At 36.6% G+C, this 15572-nt stretch carries 14 protein-coding genes; 5 read left to right on the top strand and 9 right to left on the bottom strand.

The genetic code is table 11. The features are described from left to right. Complete coding sequence (locus tag RE409_RS06945) at window positions 1-795, bottom strand: NAD kinase (RefSeq protein ID WP_053345008.1); 795 nt, start codon at window positions 793-795, stop codon at window positions 1-3. 51 nt (window positions 796-846) lie between these two features. Further along, on the bottom strand, window positions 847-1467 hold the full coding sequence (locus RE409_RS06940) for a GTP diphosphokinase (protein ID WP_309558766.1): 621 nt from the start codon (window positions 1465-1467) through the stop codon (window positions 847-849). 326 nt (window positions 1468-1793) lie between these two features. Between RE409_RS06940 and RE409_RS06935 the strand changes: the two genes are divergently transcribed. The 4 genes from RE409_RS06935 to RE409_RS06920 all read left to right on the top strand — a co-directional run bounded on the left by RE409_RS06935 (window position 1794) and on the right by RE409_RS06920 (window position 4591). Then, complete coding sequence (locus tag RE409_RS06935; protein ID WP_201181814.1) at window positions 1794-2372, top strand: CYTH domain-containing protein; 579 nt, start codon at window positions 1794-1796, stop codon at window positions 2370-2372. Between the two features lie 24 nt (window positions 2373-2396). Next, complete coding sequence (locus RE409_RS06930; RefSeq protein WP_342214681.1) at window positions 2397-3056, top strand: lytic transglycosylase domain-containing protein; 660 nt, start codon at window positions 2397-2399, stop codon at window positions 3054-3056. A gap of 234 nt (window positions 3057-3290) precedes the next feature. After that, complete coding sequence (locus RE409_RS06925) at window positions 3291-3695, top strand: globin domain-containing protein (RefSeq protein WP_053345004.1); 405 nt, start codon at window positions 3291-3293, stop codon at window positions 3693-3695. Next, window positions 3692-4591: a ClpXP adapter SpxH family protein gene (locus RE409_RS06920; protein WP_082527662.1), complete on the top strand. Its 900-nt coding sequence runs from the start codon at window positions 3692-3694 to the stop codon at window positions 4589-4591. The genes RE409_RS06925 and RE409_RS06920 overlap by 4 nt, the downstream gene beginning before the upstream one ends. A gap of 1018 nt (window positions 4592-5609) precedes the next feature. Here the strand turns inward: RE409_RS06920 and pepF are convergent. The 6 genes from pepF to RE409_RS06890 form a co-directional block, all read right to left on the bottom strand. Then, a complete protein-coding gene (gene pepF, locus RE409_RS06915; RefSeq protein WP_309558764.1) occupies window positions 5610-7427 on the bottom strand; it encodes an oligoendopeptidase F in 1818 nt (605 codons plus the stop codon). A gap of 191 nt (window positions 7428-7618) precedes the next feature. Beyond that, window positions 7619-8827, bottom strand: a complete 1209-nt coding sequence (locus RE409_RS06910) for a competence protein CoiA (protein ID WP_309558762.1) — start codon at window positions 8825-8827, stop codon at window positions 7619-7621. 103 nt (window positions 8828-8930) lie between these two features. After that, window positions 8931-10442: a cardiolipin synthase gene (gene cls, locus RE409_RS06905; RefSeq protein WP_201221663.1), complete on the bottom strand. Its 1512-nt coding sequence runs from the start codon at window positions 10440-10442 to the stop codon at window positions 8931-8933. 123 nt (window positions 10443-10565) lie between these two features. Beyond that, window positions 10566-11234 (bottom strand): adaptor protein MecA, encoded by a 669-nt coding sequence (mecA, locus tag RE409_RS06900; RefSeq protein ID WP_053345000.1) that lies wholly within the window; start codon window positions 11232-11234, stop codon window positions 10566-10568. A gap of 469 nt (window positions 11235-11703) precedes the next feature. Continuing rightward, window positions 11704-12099 carry a transcriptional regulator SpxA gene (spxA, locus tag RE409_RS06895; protein WP_034314502.1) on the bottom strand — a complete coding sequence of 132 codons (396 nt, stop codon included), beginning with the start codon at window positions 12097-12099 and terminating at the stop codon, window positions 11704-11706. A gap of 785 nt (window positions 12100-12884) precedes the next feature. Beyond that, on the bottom strand, window positions 12885-13472 hold the full coding sequence (locus tag RE409_RS06890) for a GNAT family N-acetyltransferase (RefSeq protein WP_201221664.1): 588 nt from the start codon (window positions 13470-13472) through the stop codon (window positions 12885-12887). Window positions 13473-13568: 96 nt separating this feature from the next. Here RE409_RS06890 and RE409_RS06885 point away from each other — a divergent pair, with 96 nt between their 5' ends. Continuing rightward, window positions 13569-13757, top strand: a complete 189-nt coding sequence (locus RE409_RS06885) for a hypothetical protein (RefSeq protein ID WP_053344998.1) — start codon at window positions 13569-13571, stop codon at window positions 13755-13757. Window positions 13758-13809: 52 nt separating this feature from the next. Here the strand turns inward: RE409_RS06885 and RE409_RS06880 are convergent, their stop codons facing one another. Further along, window positions 13810-14949, bottom strand: coding sequence for a putative glycoside hydrolase (locus tag RE409_RS06880; protein ID WP_242485454.1), 1140 nt, complete (start codon window positions 14947-14949; stop codon window positions 13810-13812). Window positions 14950-15572 lie beyond the last annotated feature (623 nt).

The following is a 15572-nucleotide window of genomic DNA, read 5'->3' as shown; positions in this document are numbered from 1 at the left end:
TTAGTTAGCAATAAATGAATCATGAACTCTTTTCCAGAATGGAAATGGGCGGAATCTAGCGAAACGAATCTTTTCATCAGCAACACGGCATTGAATCGATTTTACATCTTCCTGAAGCAGGGTTAAATGATCAATCGTGATTTGAAAATTGACGGCATTGACGGGCCGGAACATACATGTATGATGAGCCGGCAGCAGAAGTGGTGATCCGACCGTCCTAAACACCCGGTTATTAATGGATGCCAATTCGGTAATCTGGATTGCATCAATCGAAGGATGGACAATCGCTCCCCCAAGCGCTTTATTATAAGCTGTGCTTCCTGACGGTGTCGCAATACATAAACCATCACCACGGAACGTCTCAAAGTGCTGGCCACGTATTTCCACATCCATGACAAGGGTTCCTTCAACACTTTTGACTGTAGATTCATTTAATGCCAAAAATCTTGCTTCACGTCCTCCATGCTGATATCGGACAATCGTTTCAAGTAGCGGATATTCAACAATTTGAAATGGTGTTTTTGCTAATGCTATCACCAATTTTTCAATTTCATCCGGGGTCCAATCTGCATAAAACCCAAGATGACCTGTATGTACTCCAACGAAGGCTGTCTTATCTAAGCGGTTCTTATAACGATGAAAAGCATATAACAATGTACCATCACCACCGACCGAAATTACAATATCCGGCTGATCTTCGTCATATTCCAAATGAAAGTCCTGAAGATACGTTCTCATCCTTTGCATTAAAGTATTAGATTTCGCATCTCCTTTTGACGTAATCGCAAATTTCATATAATCCCACCTTACTATTTTAGATTTCTTCTTATTTCACTATTATCGTTTTTAAGAATCTTTTTTTCTTGAAAAAAGACGCTGTGCTTCTTGAATTTCCGTACGTATTTGCGACATTTCTGCATCCAGCAGAAATGCTGCTTCTGCTGCTCGTTTCAACCGTATTTGAATAGCTTCGGGAAAAATACCTTTATATTTATAATTTAACGAGTGTTCAATCGTCGCCCAAAAATTCATCGCTAAAGTTCTAATCTGAATCTCAGCAAGAATATTTTTCTCGCCATGAATTGTCTGAACCGGATAGCGTATGACAACATGATAAGAACGGTAGCCGCTTGCTTTTTTATGAGAAATATAATTCCTCTCTTCGACTATTTCGAAGTCATTGCGACCGCGTAAAAGCTCTACAACCTGTTCGATATCATCCACGAACTGACACATCATCCGAAGGCCTGCGATATCTTGTATTTCAGTGCCTAATTTATCAATAGGAATATCCTTCTGACTCGCCTTATCCAAAATGCTGACAATCGGCTTTACTCTGCCTGTTACAAATTCGATAGGCGAGTGAATATTCTCTCTTTCAAACTGTTTCCTTAATCCCTTTAACTTAACCTTCAATTCTTCAACAGCCTGTTTATAAGGCGCCAAGAAATCGTCCCAACTCTCCATTGCCACACCACCTATATCTATCGAAAAAGCGCCTGTTCAACTCTGGTATGGGCAGGACGCTTCGATTCTTCTCTCTAATCCGGCAGCTCTATAGCTAACTGCCTTTACACATGGATCTTTTAAAATCGTCCAGAAATAATAATATGTATAATTTCTCTATATACTGTAATCCACTTCATCATGCTTAACGTTTATATTTTATCATATCCGGCAATTGATTCCTAAATATTCAAGTACAATAACTAAAAATTATTGTATTCAATTTGACAGCAGGAATGGTTCTTATATGATTAATCTAAGATAACAGGCAGAAAGGAAGGAAACACATGAGCCAGCATATTGAAATTGAATTTAAAAACCTTTTAAATGAAAAGGAGTTTAGTCAACTAATTGATTATTTTCAAATCTGCACCTCGAACTTTAAATCTCAGCAAAATCATTATTTTGATACTTTGAAATTCAATTTAAAAAATCAAAACTCTGCACTTCGAATCAGGGAAAAAAATGAACGATACGAGCTAACTTTAAAACAACCGGCAACAGAAGGACTATTAGAAACGAATCAAGATATAACTAAGGAAACCGCTTATTTATTTCTAAACCATAATACTTTTCCTGAAGGGCCAATCAAGCATCTAATTCTCGAAAGCGGGCTCAATCCTAATGAGTTTACTTGCTTTGGGACCCTACAGACAGACCGTTTTGAATTTCCATACCAAGGAGGGATTCTTGTTTTAGACCACAGTTCGTATGTAAATCAGGAAGACTTTGAGCTTGAATACGAAGTAACAGATGCTGAAACTGGAAAAAAAATTTTCCTTACTCTCCTAGAAACCCTTCAAATTCCGGTAAGAAAAACCGAAAATAAAGTTAAGAGGTTTTATATGGCCAAATTCCAGGACTAATCCTAACAAAACCCAAATTCGGAGGTGGAGCGTTTGAAAATCCAAGATTTCAAGACATTTATTGAACTGCTGTCCATCCAGAAATTCACAACTGGCGACATCACAAATACTAATTCATCTCAATCCATTTTCCAGGACATGCTGTCGGAACTGGTTTCGAGTGATACTTTAAAAGGTACATCGCAGTCATTAGGATCCTTGCTGTCTAATGTGGAAACTGAAGCAAAATCCATTCTTCAATCCACCAACCTGACATCTATAAATCCGTTAAAAACCGCCAATACTAGCCATAAAGCTAGCGAAACTGTTACAAATTATGATGACATTATCAGCCAGGCGGCCACTTTATATAATCTCCCAGAAAAACTAATTAAATCAGTTATTAAACAAGAATCGAACTTTAATCCTAAAGCTACTAGCTATGCAGGTGCTGCAGGCCTTATGCAGTTAATGCCCGCAACTGCCCGTAGCCTAGGTGTGGATGATATCACAGATCCAGAACAAAACATTATGGGTGGGAGTAAATATTTGAGCCAAATGCTAACTCGTTATAACGGAGATATCCAAGTTGCCCTTGCTGCTTATAATGCCGGACCAGGTAATGTCGATAAATATAACGGCATTCCACCTTTTAAAGAAACACAAAACTATGTTCAAAAAGTTTTCACCACATTCTCCAGCTAAAAAAAGCTGGCCCTTAATTTAAATTGGGTCAGCTTTTTTTAGTGGAAAGATATAGCTATATTTACACCTCACACAGATTTAAAAACCGCCAAAAAAGCGGTTTTTTTTATTTATTTTCCCTTGTCATAATACAGATGTAAAACTTTCTTCAAGCTATATAATTGTTTTATGAGTACGTCATTGTTAAAATATGAATAAATATCAACCATCTTTCTTTTAAAAGGAGTAATCAGCATGATGCAAGGGAACCCTACACCATATGAATTAATTGGAGAAGGGCAATTACACAAGTTAATTGATGTGTTTTACTCCAACGTTAGTCAACACCCGGATTTGCAGCCGATTTTCCCTGACGACTTAACAGAAACGGTCCGTAAACAAAAACAATTTATGACTCAATATTTAGGTGGACCCTCTTTATATACTGAAGAACACGGTCATCCTATGTTGCGGGCTCGACATATACCTTTTGAAATAACACCAGAACGTGCGAAAGCATGGCTTTCCTGCATGTATCAAGCTATGGACGAAGTAGGCCTTGAGGGTGAAATACGGGAGTTTTTCTATCACCGCCTCTATTTGACGGCACAACATATGATCAATACATCCGGTATGGACGGGAAAGGAGAAGACAGTTGAGCGCACATAAACCAGTTTTCAATATTTCCGATTGGATAAAGACACAGCATTGTTATGATATAGGAAAAAAGCCAATTGAAATTTATGTTTTTGTTGATCCACTTTGTCCCGAGTGCTGGGGCTTAGAACCAATTATAAGAAAATTACAGATAGAATATGGCCAATTATTCAGCTTACGCCATGTTTTAAGCGGTAAAATCGATTCTCTTAATATGGGGAAAAATAAAAATTACGAAAACCTTGCTCAAGTTTGGGAAAAGACTGCCAGCCGCTCGGGAATGTCCTGTGACGGAAGCCTTTGGTTAGAAAACCCAATCTCTTCTCCATATTCAGCTTCCATTGCCATTAAAGCAGCCGAATTACAGGGCAGAAAACTAGCGATTCGCTTTTTAAGACAGCTTCAAGAGCATGTATTCATTGGAAAAAGGGATATCTCTAATATAGAAGTCCTGACCGATTGCGCCAAAACCGTAGGATTAGATGTTGAGGAATTTCTACATGATATCAATTCTTCCAGTGCAGCAAAGGGCTTTCAATGTGACTTAAAAATCACAAGTGAAATGGAAGTAACAGAAATACCCTCCCTTGTCTTTTTTAATCAAAATATTGAAGAAGAAGGAATAAAAGTTTCGGGTGTCTATTCTTACGAGGTATATGTTCAAATTTTGGAAGACATGCTGAATGGTCTTCCTGCCCCTGCTGAACCGCCATCGCTCGAAGAATTTTTAAGTTGTTTTAAATTAGTTGCTACTAAAGAAATCGAAACGGTTTACAATATGAATAAAAATAACGTCGAGTTAGAAATGAAGAAACTTGTTTTAAAACAAGTTGCTGAAAAAATCCCAGCTAAATACGGTACATTTTGGAGATATACAGAGAAGCAGTCATTAGAATGACTGCTTCTTTTTTAATTATAAAAAGGGAAAAACCATGCAAATCATTCTTTGCATGGTTTTTTTATAAGAAATAAGGGGATGGGAGAAACTTTTCACGATCAAACAAAGGGGTATAAGTTTGTTTGTGATTCACTTCACAATAAATAATATAACAGATAACTCACCTATATTTCAACTACATTGTGTAACATTTCACAATTTGTACATAAAATATTTTTTCTGTATTTGCAGTTCCTTATTAATATAATCAATAACCCCTTGATTTGGAGCCTTTTTCAAAATAAGGGTTAAAAATTCATTTTATAATTAAAGATGGTGTGAATATATTGTGAAAAATTTCACATTATATTCACACCACCCTTCTTCTTATTTTTTATTTATTTGTATATTTTTTTATTAATAAAACATAATATTTTTTGCAAACGTATTCACAGAGCTCAAAACCAATTTACAGAAGTGAATTCCCTTAAGTACCTGCATTTTTCACTATATTTATCACTGAAAGTATGAATTGTATATTTTCTAATGAAAAAACCCCGGCAAATCTCGAAAATTGCCGGAGTTTTCATCTATTTATACGAACAAAGGGGATGGGAGAAATTTCACGACGATCAAACAAAGGGGTATATGTTTGGATGTGATAACTTCTATATCTGTACTATATCAGATAATACTTATCTAACGCAAGCACTTTGTGCGTCATTTCACATTATTGTCATATTCTTAGAATACTGCCTATTCTAAAACATAAAATCTTATAAGGAGGCTTCAGATTTTCTACTTCTATCAGGTTGGAGGTGGCCAAATTGAAAGGCACTATTTTACTAATTCTCTTAATAGGGTCGCTGTTCGTCCAGCTACTCGGTATCATGAATCTCATTCCTCTGTATTTCACCTCCCCTATTTTATTTTTTGTTTTTTTCATTATTCTTCACAGTTTAAATCAAAGAAATCGTTTTAGAGGATTATAACGTAAGCTGAAAAGGACCCGCATCTTTGCGGGTCCTTTTTCCGATTCTTATTTAGCCAAAAGTTCTTCCAACTCATTTAATTTTTCTTCAAATACATTCATGGCTTCTTGCACTGGCTCTGCTTTTGTCATATCGACGCCAGCCTTTTTGAGAACCTCAATTGGATAATCGGAGCTTCCTGATTTTAAGAACTCCAAATACCTTTTGACAGCTGGTTCTCCTTCTTCTAGAATTTGCTTGCTTAAGGCTGTAGCTGCACTTATACCAGTCGCATATTGATAAACGTAGTAATTATAGTAGAAATGTGGAATTCTAGCCCATTCCAGACCGATTTCCTCATCAATGGCTACATTCTCTCCAAAGTATTTCTTGTTTAGTTCATAATATTCCTTCGTCAGCATATCTGCTGTTAATGCCTCTCCATTTTGAGCTTTCAAATGAATTGTATGTTCAAACTCAGCAAACATCGTTTGACGGAACAGCGTACCACGGAAGCCTTCTAAATAATGATTTAATAAATAGATGCGTTTCTTTTCATCCTCGATTGTATTTAATAAATAATCATTCAATAGATTTTCGTTACATGTCGATGCAACTTCTGCTACAAAAATAGAGTAATTTCCGTATGGGTATGGCTGATATTTACGTGTATAAAAGCTATGGACCGAATGCCCAAACTCATGAACGAGAGTGAATAAGTTATTCACGTTATTCTGCCAGTTCATTAAAATATAAGGATTCGTCCCGTATGTACCAGAGGAATAGGCACCGCTTCGTTTCCCTTTGTTCTCATGCACATCAACCCAACGATTTTCAAATCCTTCTTTTAAAACATTTAAATAGTCTTCCCCAAGTGGAGCAAGGCCTTTAAGGACATAATCTTTCGCTTCCTCATATGTCACTTCCATTTTCACTTCTTTTACAAGCGGAGTGAATAAATCATACATATGAAGTTCATCTAATTCTAATACTTTTTTACGTAATTCAAGATAACGGTGCAGTAACGGCAAATTGTCATTGACCGTTTTAACGAGATTATCGTATACGGTCTCCGGAATGTTATTGTTACTTAAAGCCGCATGGCGTGCCGAATCATATTTTCGAACTGTCGCATTGAAATTATGATTCTTCACTTCACCTGACAGGGTTGAAGCAAATGTATTGCGAAACTCTCCATACTTACTATATACCCCTTTAAATGCATCCTCACGTACACGACGATCTTCACTTTCAAGGAAACGAATGTACCTTCCGTGAGTTATTTCCACTTCATTCCCCTCTTCATCCTTGATGGTCGGGAATTTCAAATCTGCATTGTTAAGCATGCCGAAAGTATTACCTGATGCATCGAGTACTTCTGATGCTTGTGCCAATAAAGCTTCCTGCTCAGCAGACAAGATATGAGGCCTCTGAAGACTAATTTCCTCCAATGAATGTTTATATAAATTCAATTCTTCTTTTTCTTCTAAAAATCTAGCCACTTTGCTTTCGTCAATACTCAATAGTTCAGGAACCATATAAGAAAATGCCGCTGCTGCCTGGGCGTATAAAGCTTTTGCACGGTCTTCCATTCCTTGATAAAAAGGATTGGTTGTATCTTGATCATTGCGCATATGTGAATAAGAATAAACTTTCCCTAGCTTCTCAAATACTTCATCTTGGAATTGCAGGGCTCTAAATAACTTTTCAGCGCTTTCACCTAATGTTCCTTTGTGCGCATCCGCTTTCTTAAGGTCTTCTTTTACAGCTTTGAAGGCAGCTTCCCAGTCTTCTTCAGTCGCGAAGATATCTTCCAACCTCCAAGTATCTTCAGCTGCAATTTCACTTCTTGAGGGCAATGTATTTACTTTTGTTTCTTGTGTCATAATAATTTCCTCTCCATTCTATAGAAAACTTTCCAGTTAGCAACCCTTTCCTTAAACCGGATTGAACGTTGTATTTACTATATACAACAATCACGCTTTCTTAAAGTATAAAAATCCTTCTTCTTACTATTTCTCCATTAACAAAAATAATCCTGCCCTTTCATCTGAATTCAAGGTAAATCGCGCTGGTATCACTCATTATTATGGATATTCCCCTTTTCTATCATCAACTTATGCTCATTATAAAAAATTCTTTCCATCACTTGACTTTCATCACTAGTCGAAGGAAGGGAGAAATGATTTACAATTTTAAAAACCCCTTCTTCCAACTCTGATATTAAACCCATTTGCTCTAAAAGCTGAATATATTGCCTAACAGGATACTCTATGTCTATTTCCTTAAGCAAGGGCAATGATCTGAACTTTATTCCCCCGTTTTTTGCCCGCTTCTTAAAAAAATAGATAACATCATTCATAATAATCTTTTCCCCAGGCCTTTTCTTTTGAAACACATCCATGTAAAGCCAAGCTTGCCATTCAATCGGCGGTGTTTCGATCAAAAGCATTCCTCTAACCGGCACCCCTATTTCAATAGGAATTGTCGCAGGCGAAATATGATGTGAATAGAGTCCCTGGAAAAATGAATCACTTCTCCGTGCAGTTTTCACACGGTGAAGGCACCAGTTTTTTCGTTTACTTCTCCAAGCAGGTAGAAAAGGAAAGCTGAAGCAGTTTCGAGGCGATATCTGACTAGGTAGGAGTATCACTAATGAAGCAGTAGTTAATTCGGCAAACACGTTTCTAGGGGAAAAAGGGGTGAGGTTTTTTAAAGCTGATAATTGGTTAGTTTCTGGACAATACATCCAAAGAAAAGGGTGATGGTAGCTGCCAGTAACAAACAACCAATGAAAGCCTGATAAACTGAATTCATGCAGATTCCTTCTTTTCAAGTGTTTAGCTGCTAGGATCCAAATTGGTTTGATACCGACACTTTGATAGGCGTTTGTTCGTTCTATGAATTCAGTCTCGGAAATAACGGAACATTGGAATTCTACTGCATAGCGTATACCTCCTATCGTTACTAAGATATCTGCCCTTTTCCTTATTTCAGGAAGATAGGCTTCTAAATCAGCTTGATAGTGGTGTGATAAAAACCAATGAAACAATTTTCTTTTCCCCATTAAATGATAAGCGGATTCCGGTTCCGACGAAGCACGGCACGAAGAATTATTTTTGTGGGCAAAATGGGGGATTTTAATCATTCCAGCCTTGATTGTCATCTCTGCTTTGCAGCACGGACAGTAATAATCTGTTGACATTCTCAATTCAGCAAGCAAGTTTGCTGTCATTTTTTCAGGAAGGGTAATCCAAGTCCCATCCTTTTTTATCGCAGTTATCATACGTCACCTCTTTAATTTATATCCATTCGCTATTATCACATAGGATTCCTTTTAAATTTAAGCAAAAAAAAAATGCCTGATTGGCATTAAAAGGTGCAAGCACTTAAAGAAGTGGTGAAAGTAATCTGCAAGTGGACTCCAGTATTTTTAACCCCATATTCCGTTTGGTGAATTCATCTAGATTCACTTCTTGTGAAACCTTTATATCTTCCAAAAAGTCATTCACCAGGTGTTGTGTACTTTCCGTCCGGTAGAGAAAGGCATTGACCTCAAAATTCAAGTGAAAACTCCTCATATCCATATTGGTTGTCCCAATTGAAGCCAGTTGATGATCAACGATGACAATTTTACTATGCATGAACCCTTCATTATATTGAAAAATCCGGACTCCAGCCGCAAGCATTTCTGGAAAGTACGTTCTGGAAGCATGGAATACAATACGCTTATCAGGATTCTTCGGAACGAGCAGCCTGACATCCAAACCACTCAAAGCAGCAACCTTTAATGCCTGAAAAATATCGTCATCAGGAACGAAGTAAGGAGATGCAATCCATACAGACTTTTCTGCAGATGTAATCATCTTAAAAAAAATGCTCTTAATGATTGTCCACTCACTATCCGGACCACCTGCAATCATTTGTACACCACCATGTTCATGATGAAGCGGCAGGCTGGTTTGGAGATATTCATCAGATAAAAAGCTATGGTCGGTACTGTAATACCAGTCCTGTAAAAAAATGAGCTGTAACGACCTTACTGCTTCTCCCTTCACCATAAGATGCGTATCACGCCAAAATCCAAAATTCGGATTACGTCCCAAATATTCATCACCTATATTGAGTCCCCCCATAAAACCAACAGACCCATCTATCACAATTATTTTACGATGGTTACGAAAGTTGAATTTATTATTTAATAGAGGGAGACGCAGCGGGCCAAAGGCAACAATTTCGACCCCTACATTCCTCAGCTCATAAATATAGGATCTGGCTAACTTCCAAGAGCCAACCGCATCATATATAAAACGAACCTTTACCCCTTCTCTTACTTTTTGTATCAATACATCCTTTAGAACACCACCAATATGGTCATCCCTAACAATATAATATTCTAAATGGATATGATGTTTGGCTTTTTTTAATTCCTGGATGATATTAGAAAATGTTTCCTCTCCATTTGTTAAAATTCGAGTTTCAGTTGTAAATGAGATGGGACTATTCCCAAGCCTTTGTGCAAGAGAAAATAACTTCTGGGGGTGCTCCCCCATCTCCTTAAATTTCCGATAATTAAGTTCTGCTTCGCTGTCTACTTTTACGAAACTTTGCTTATCTAAAAAATATTTCTTACGAAATATCCGTTCTTTCCGGAAATTACGTCCAAACAAAAAATAAAACATGAAACCGATAATTGGGAAAGCACCAAATACAACAAGCCACGCTATGGTATGGGCGGGATCCCGATTTTCGAGGAAGATGATAAATCCAATAATCACCAAGAAAAGAGTCAATATCAGACTGAAATAACCGAAGAGCCCTCCATTGATCTCCTTTAATAGAAAATACCACGTGCTACCCAACAAGAGAATAAGCAGACTAATGCCGACTTTATTCTTCACCTAGACTACCTCCAATTAACAAACACAGGCACACTCTAATAAGACCTTCCTGTCTAAGATAAAAACATTCATTCTAGGGCGAAAAAAACCGATTTCTACTGAAATCGGCTCCACAGTTATTAGTTATACGAAATATTTATCAACCGTTGCGAATACATCATTTTCTATCACTATTTTACCGTATTCGTCTAGCATGTGTACGGTTATCGGTGACTCCTGACTGTATTCCAATAAAAGACTTAAAATATTATCAATTTCTTCCTCGTCAATTTCGGCCTCGGAAAATTCGATATAGAGGTAATATTTATTTTGATAAACATAAAGTTTCGTTGTCCAGCTATCCAAGCCATGACGCTTGCTTAAAGAAATAACATCTTCGAAATCCTCGAATATTGTGATGAATTCAATCATTCCATCTTCAAAGGTAATACCGCTTTCTTCATCCTTATCATGAAAATGTTGGTCAAGAAGTGTATCCATCTTCTCTGATACATTCAAATCCTTTAATTTATCTTCTGAAAGAGGCAGCTCGAGTTTCTGACCATCTTTGGCAAGTTGGGCTTTTGTGACCAAAACTTCCAAGCCTTTTTCAAGAGCTTGAACTTGAATCCATAAAGGTCCTTCAATCATGAATTCCTCTTCTTGATGCACTTCATCCATCATTTCCCAAAAAAGCTCCTCACTTCTTTCACGACTGTACCAAATCTCTTCGCGATCAAAGCCTCTTTCCTCAATATCTATATAGGAAATATAAAATTTAACTGTATCGTCATTAATGCGTTCGATTTCCATGATTCCCCTCTCCCTTCCTTTCTCATTTTGAAGGGATAATAACCCCCAAGCGAAAATTGCTCTTAAAAGCTCTTTACCCGTAAGTGAATACTGTAAATCATGTTAGTCATTAAAACAGACTATTTTACATCATTTTATGACAAAACCTTTAAGAAGGGAAATAAAAAACATTACTTTTCTAAAAAACAATTGTTTGCCTAATATTCCATACATTCTATAAAAAAATTCATCCGCATGCAACTATATCGGAACTTCCTTTAATTTTAGTTAATGCTCTATTATATACATAACATCGTGAGTTACATTCACCTTTTATCTTTAAAGGTGACCAAGTGTAGCCAAATCGAATGCTAATATCAAAAAGGTGCATTTTCCTAAAATCCAGATTAAAAGGTGAAATTTAAGTGGGAATTCAGTTATGTATAAAGAAAAAGCTCTGCACAATTCTCGGCAGAGCTTGAAAACCTTATTAATTGACCATACGTTGTGCTTCTCGTAACTGGAACGTACGAACTTTACGTGGTAAAAAGCGTCTAATCTCATCTTCGTTATATCCAACTTGAAGCCTTTTCTCATCAAGGATAATTGGACGTCTTAACAGTCCTGGATTTTCCTTAATCAATTTATATAATTCTTGAAGAGGCAGGCTCTCCAAATTTACGTTTAATTTTTGGAAAGTTTTTGATCTTGTTGAGATGATTTCATCCGTACCATCTTCAGTCATACGCAGAATCTCTTTAATCTCATCAATCGTAAGCGGTTCTGAAAAAATGTTTCTCTCTTTATATCCAATTTCGTGTTCCTCTAACCATGCTTTTGCTTTTCTGCATGAAGTACAACTAGGCGATGTATATAATGTTACCATGTTTACTCACACTCCCTAAATATAGAATCGGTGATCTATGAGGGGAAATCTACTATTAGTATTCATAAGTACCACTCTAATTTGAAATAATTTTAAATAAGTATTTCATAATGTTAATTATACACTAATTTATTTAAAATGAATACCCTTTTTCAAAATTGAAAAAATCCTTTAAAACTTCTTGTTTAGCCTGTACTATAGCTAATTCATTTTTTTATGTAATACATTTTAATCCACTTTTTCTAATTGAAAATACCTAGCTACCATTCTCATTTAACTCTCATTTTAACCCTCATATTTTTTTAATTAGTTCGTTACTTTTATTTACCCCCATTCCTTGTCAATAAACAAGTTCATTTTAATATATTTTCTTTAATGAAGAACAAAATCCTCCTTTCTTTCAAAAAACCATTCTTTTAGCACATATAACCATAAACATAAAAAAAAGGTAAATCAAAAGAATCAGAATGGGGTGAGATTTGCAAATATTCAAGAAGTTAATTCTTATTCGGTAGCCCAGCAAAAAATACATAAGAAAAGAGCCGGTAATTTTACCGGCTCTCAGTTTGTAGACAAAAGGAGTTCTATCTAAATGTTAAAACAAAGTTGATTGGAACGGAAGGTACGAGACTGCTGCGGGAAAAGCGCGTCCAAGGGAGACCCCGCAGGCGCAATGGCGCGTAGGAGGCTCCCAGACCGCCCGCGGAAAGCGAGTGCCTGGAGTGGAAATCAACGGTCAAAATTTTAAAACAAAAAAAGACTGTAGAGCCGGTAATATACCGGCTCTAGTTATTCATGCTTATCTCTTCAAATATATCCGTTTCATGCCCCATACTTATACTCAGTACATCCTCTACATTTTGATAAGACTTTCCATAAAGGTGATTGTCCTTATAGGTATGAATTTCAGAGTAAATCTCTTTCATGAAATTAAATACCTCTTCGTCTTCTATAGATGAATCAGATGGCCAATATAAGATTTCCATCGGTGTATTCTCCTTGGTAGCAAGCGATTTCCTGCTATATGATATAGAAGAAGCATGCTTGAACCCTTCCCTTTTATAAAACCGTAGTCGTTTTAATGTATCATCATCATGTTCTTGCACAGGCTCAACTTCAAGTAATATTGTTTTTTGCCTTTTTTGCAACTTTTGAATCAGTTTTCTTCCTAACCCCTGCCCCCTTGATTTCTTGGAAACAAACAGGTAATCAATGAAAATAAACTCATCCCCTTCCACATATAATAAAACATGGTCAGGACCTTCATCTTTTTTGTAAATTTCCTGCTTATCCGTTAAAAGAATTTCTATATGCTCTTTTGACTTCATTTCTTCAATTGGAAAATACTGATTTAACTTTTCATACCAATTCATAATTTAATCTCCTCTTTTACTACTTTTTACTTTCCACAATTTTTCTTATCCACTACAATAGAACTTAAATAACTTGAAAATATTAGGAGGGTTAGGATGATTAGTTATTTTACAGACCTGATTTTGGTCGCGGTTTGCGTAATTGGCATTACAGCCGTGAATGGCGTAGTGACGAATGGGATCGGCGAAAAATGGTTTGGCGGTAAACGTCACTCTCATATTTTCGATCAATCAAAGCGAATTCAGTCAGGATGGAATCAAGTTGGTGGAAATAAGAAACGGTAATTCCTACAGAAATTGGATGACCGAAAGCCATTCCCTAACGGTCATCCATTTTTCACGGCGTATAATCTACCCCTTTGGTATACCGATTCGCTGCATTCCATAATAAATATTCATCAATTCCATTATCATTTAAAGCTTTAATTTGGGCTTCCACTTCTTCCTTACCATACTTTTGATAATTCCCCGCCCCTAAATAAGAAGCTGTAAAATCTTGAAGCCAAGGTCTAGAAGTCGGTGGTGCTTCCAGTTCTTTCAGCTTCCTATTCTCCAATTTTGCATATTCCTTAACGAGGTCATAAGGCTCCAAATCAGGTTTCTCGATACCGAAATAAGAAGTCCAATGACTTGGATATATCATCGAGGAAATAACATCAACATTTTCAGATATTTTGGTGAAATTTTGGCCAATTCCTGGAGCTTCCGGTAACGTAGCGGCATAGCCAAAAATATCCACTGATACATCCACTCCGTATGGTTTTAGTTGTTTCTTCGCATAACTGACGAAATCCGTTACTGCCTGTACCCTTTTTGCAGTATGACTAATTTTTGCTTCATCATAGTCACCCATATTATATTTCAATTCGTCTTCTTTTTTTTCAAACCCTTCCGGAAAACGGACATAGTCGAACTGAATTTCTTTGAATCCCATCTTTGCCGCTTCAATAGCTATTCCAACATTATAATCCCATACCTCTTTCATGAATGGGTTAACGAAAGATTCTCCACGACCATTTTCCCATACCTTTTTTTCATCTAAAAATGACCATTCCGGCTTCTCTTTTGCGAGAAGGGTATCTTTGAACACAACTACCCTGGCAATCGGATAAATCTGTTTATCCTCCATTTTCCTCAGCATTTCCTTAGGATCTTTTATATGGTCTTTACCAATCCCAGCATAAGGAGAATCAGGATCTTCTGACTTATACGTAACGTTTCCCCAGTCATCCTTAATATCAATGACCATCGCATTCAAATCGGTTTCATCTACATATTTAATAAGTTCGTTGAATTTGTTGCCGCCCGCTGCAGGTCCAGTCACATAAATTCCGCGCACAGCATCCGGATAGTCAAACTTCAAACCCGAATTAAATACAAAACGCGGGGCCCTCTCAGGTAGTTCTTTACTTTCAAGTGCTACATATCTAGTCTCGTTCATACTTTCTGCATGAACAGGCTGCTGAATCAGGAACATACACATCCCTGTCATCAACCATTTAGTCATTGGTTTCATTTCTCCACCTCATTCGCCATCAGTCTTCAATTTTATTTTACAATTACAACAGACCCCTTTCTTTAATACCACAACGATTGAACTTTACTCCTATATCTAGTTAATAAATAAAAGAACTTTGGGTTTTAGTCTCAAAAAAGGTAATAAAATCTATGTGTACCTTTGAATTACGTTGTCATACACGATAATTTTGTTAGAAACGTATTACCTTGTATCCTTCCCCAAAATCGTCTACACATTGAAAAATAAAAAACAATCTCACATTCTTGAAATCGTCTTATATAATTCAGAATGGTTATAGAAGGAAATAAAATTTCCTTTCATGGGCTCGATAATAGTCTTTATGCTGTTTCGATTATACATTTAATATGAATAAATGCTAAAATACATTTATAGTGGACAATTCGTATTTCTGGGATGACGTCGATACACGAAGTGATCACTTCAAAACGTCCCCTCCACGAGATATAAATGAGCGCTTTCCTATCTTAATAAGGCGCCAGTTACTTTCAAAAAAAGTGGCTTCATTTTCTATTTATCCTTTACAATAATGAAGAGCGAATATCCATTTACTTAATAAACGT

This window comes from Peribacillus sp. R9-11 (assembly GCF_031345095.1).
Classification (GTDB): Bacteria; Bacillota; Bacilli; order Bacillales; family DSM-1321; genus Peribacillus; species Peribacillus butanolivorans.
Note: the sequence above shows the minus strand (reverse complement) of the source record. Positions and strands in the feature narration are given on the sequence as shown.

Excerpts from the sequence above, each read along its gene's own strand:
- RE409_RS06880 (WP_242485454.1), bottom strand. The coding sequence starts at position 14,949 with ATGTTCCTGATTCAGCAGCCTGTTCATGCAGAAAGTATGAACGAGACT.
- RE409_RS06910 (WP_309558762.1), bottom strand. The coding sequence starts at position 8,827 with ATGATAACTGCGATAAAAAAGGATGGGACTTGGATTACCCTTCCTGAA.
- RE409_RS06940 (WP_309558766.1), bottom strand. The coding sequence starts at position 1,467 with ATGGAGAGTTGGGACGATTTCTTGGCGCCTTATAAACAGGCTGTTGAA.
- RE409_RS06890 (WP_201221664.1), bottom strand. The coding sequence starts at position 13,472 with ATGAATTGGTATGAAAAGTTAAATCAGTATTTTCCAATTGAAGAAATG.
- RE409_RS06935 (WP_201181814.1), top strand. The coding sequence starts at position 1,794 with ATGAGCCAGCATATTGAAATTGAATTTAAAAACCTTTTAAATGAAAAG.
- RE409_RS06925 (WP_053345004.1), top strand. The coding sequence starts at position 3,291 with ATGATGCAAGGGAACCCTACACCATATGAATTAATTGGAGAAGGGCAA.
- RE409_RS06885 (WP_053344998.1), top strand. The coding sequence starts at position 13,569 with ATGATTAGTTATTTTACAGACCTGATTTTGGTCGCGGTTTGCGTAATT.
- spxA (WP_034314502.1), bottom strand. The coding sequence starts at position 12,099 with ATGGTAACATTATATACATCGCCTAGTTGTACTTCATGCAGAAAAGCA.
- RE409_RS06945 (WP_053345008.1), bottom strand. The coding sequence starts at position 795 with ATGAAATTTGCGATTACGTCAAAAGGAGATGCGAAATCTAATACTTTA.
- mecA (WP_053345000.1), bottom strand. The coding sequence starts at position 11,234 with ATGGAAATCGAACGCATTAATGACGATACAGTTAAATTTTATATTTCC.
- pepF (WP_309558764.1), bottom strand. The coding sequence starts at position 7,427 with ATGACACAAGAAACAAAAGTAAATACATTGCCCTCAAGAAGTGAAATT.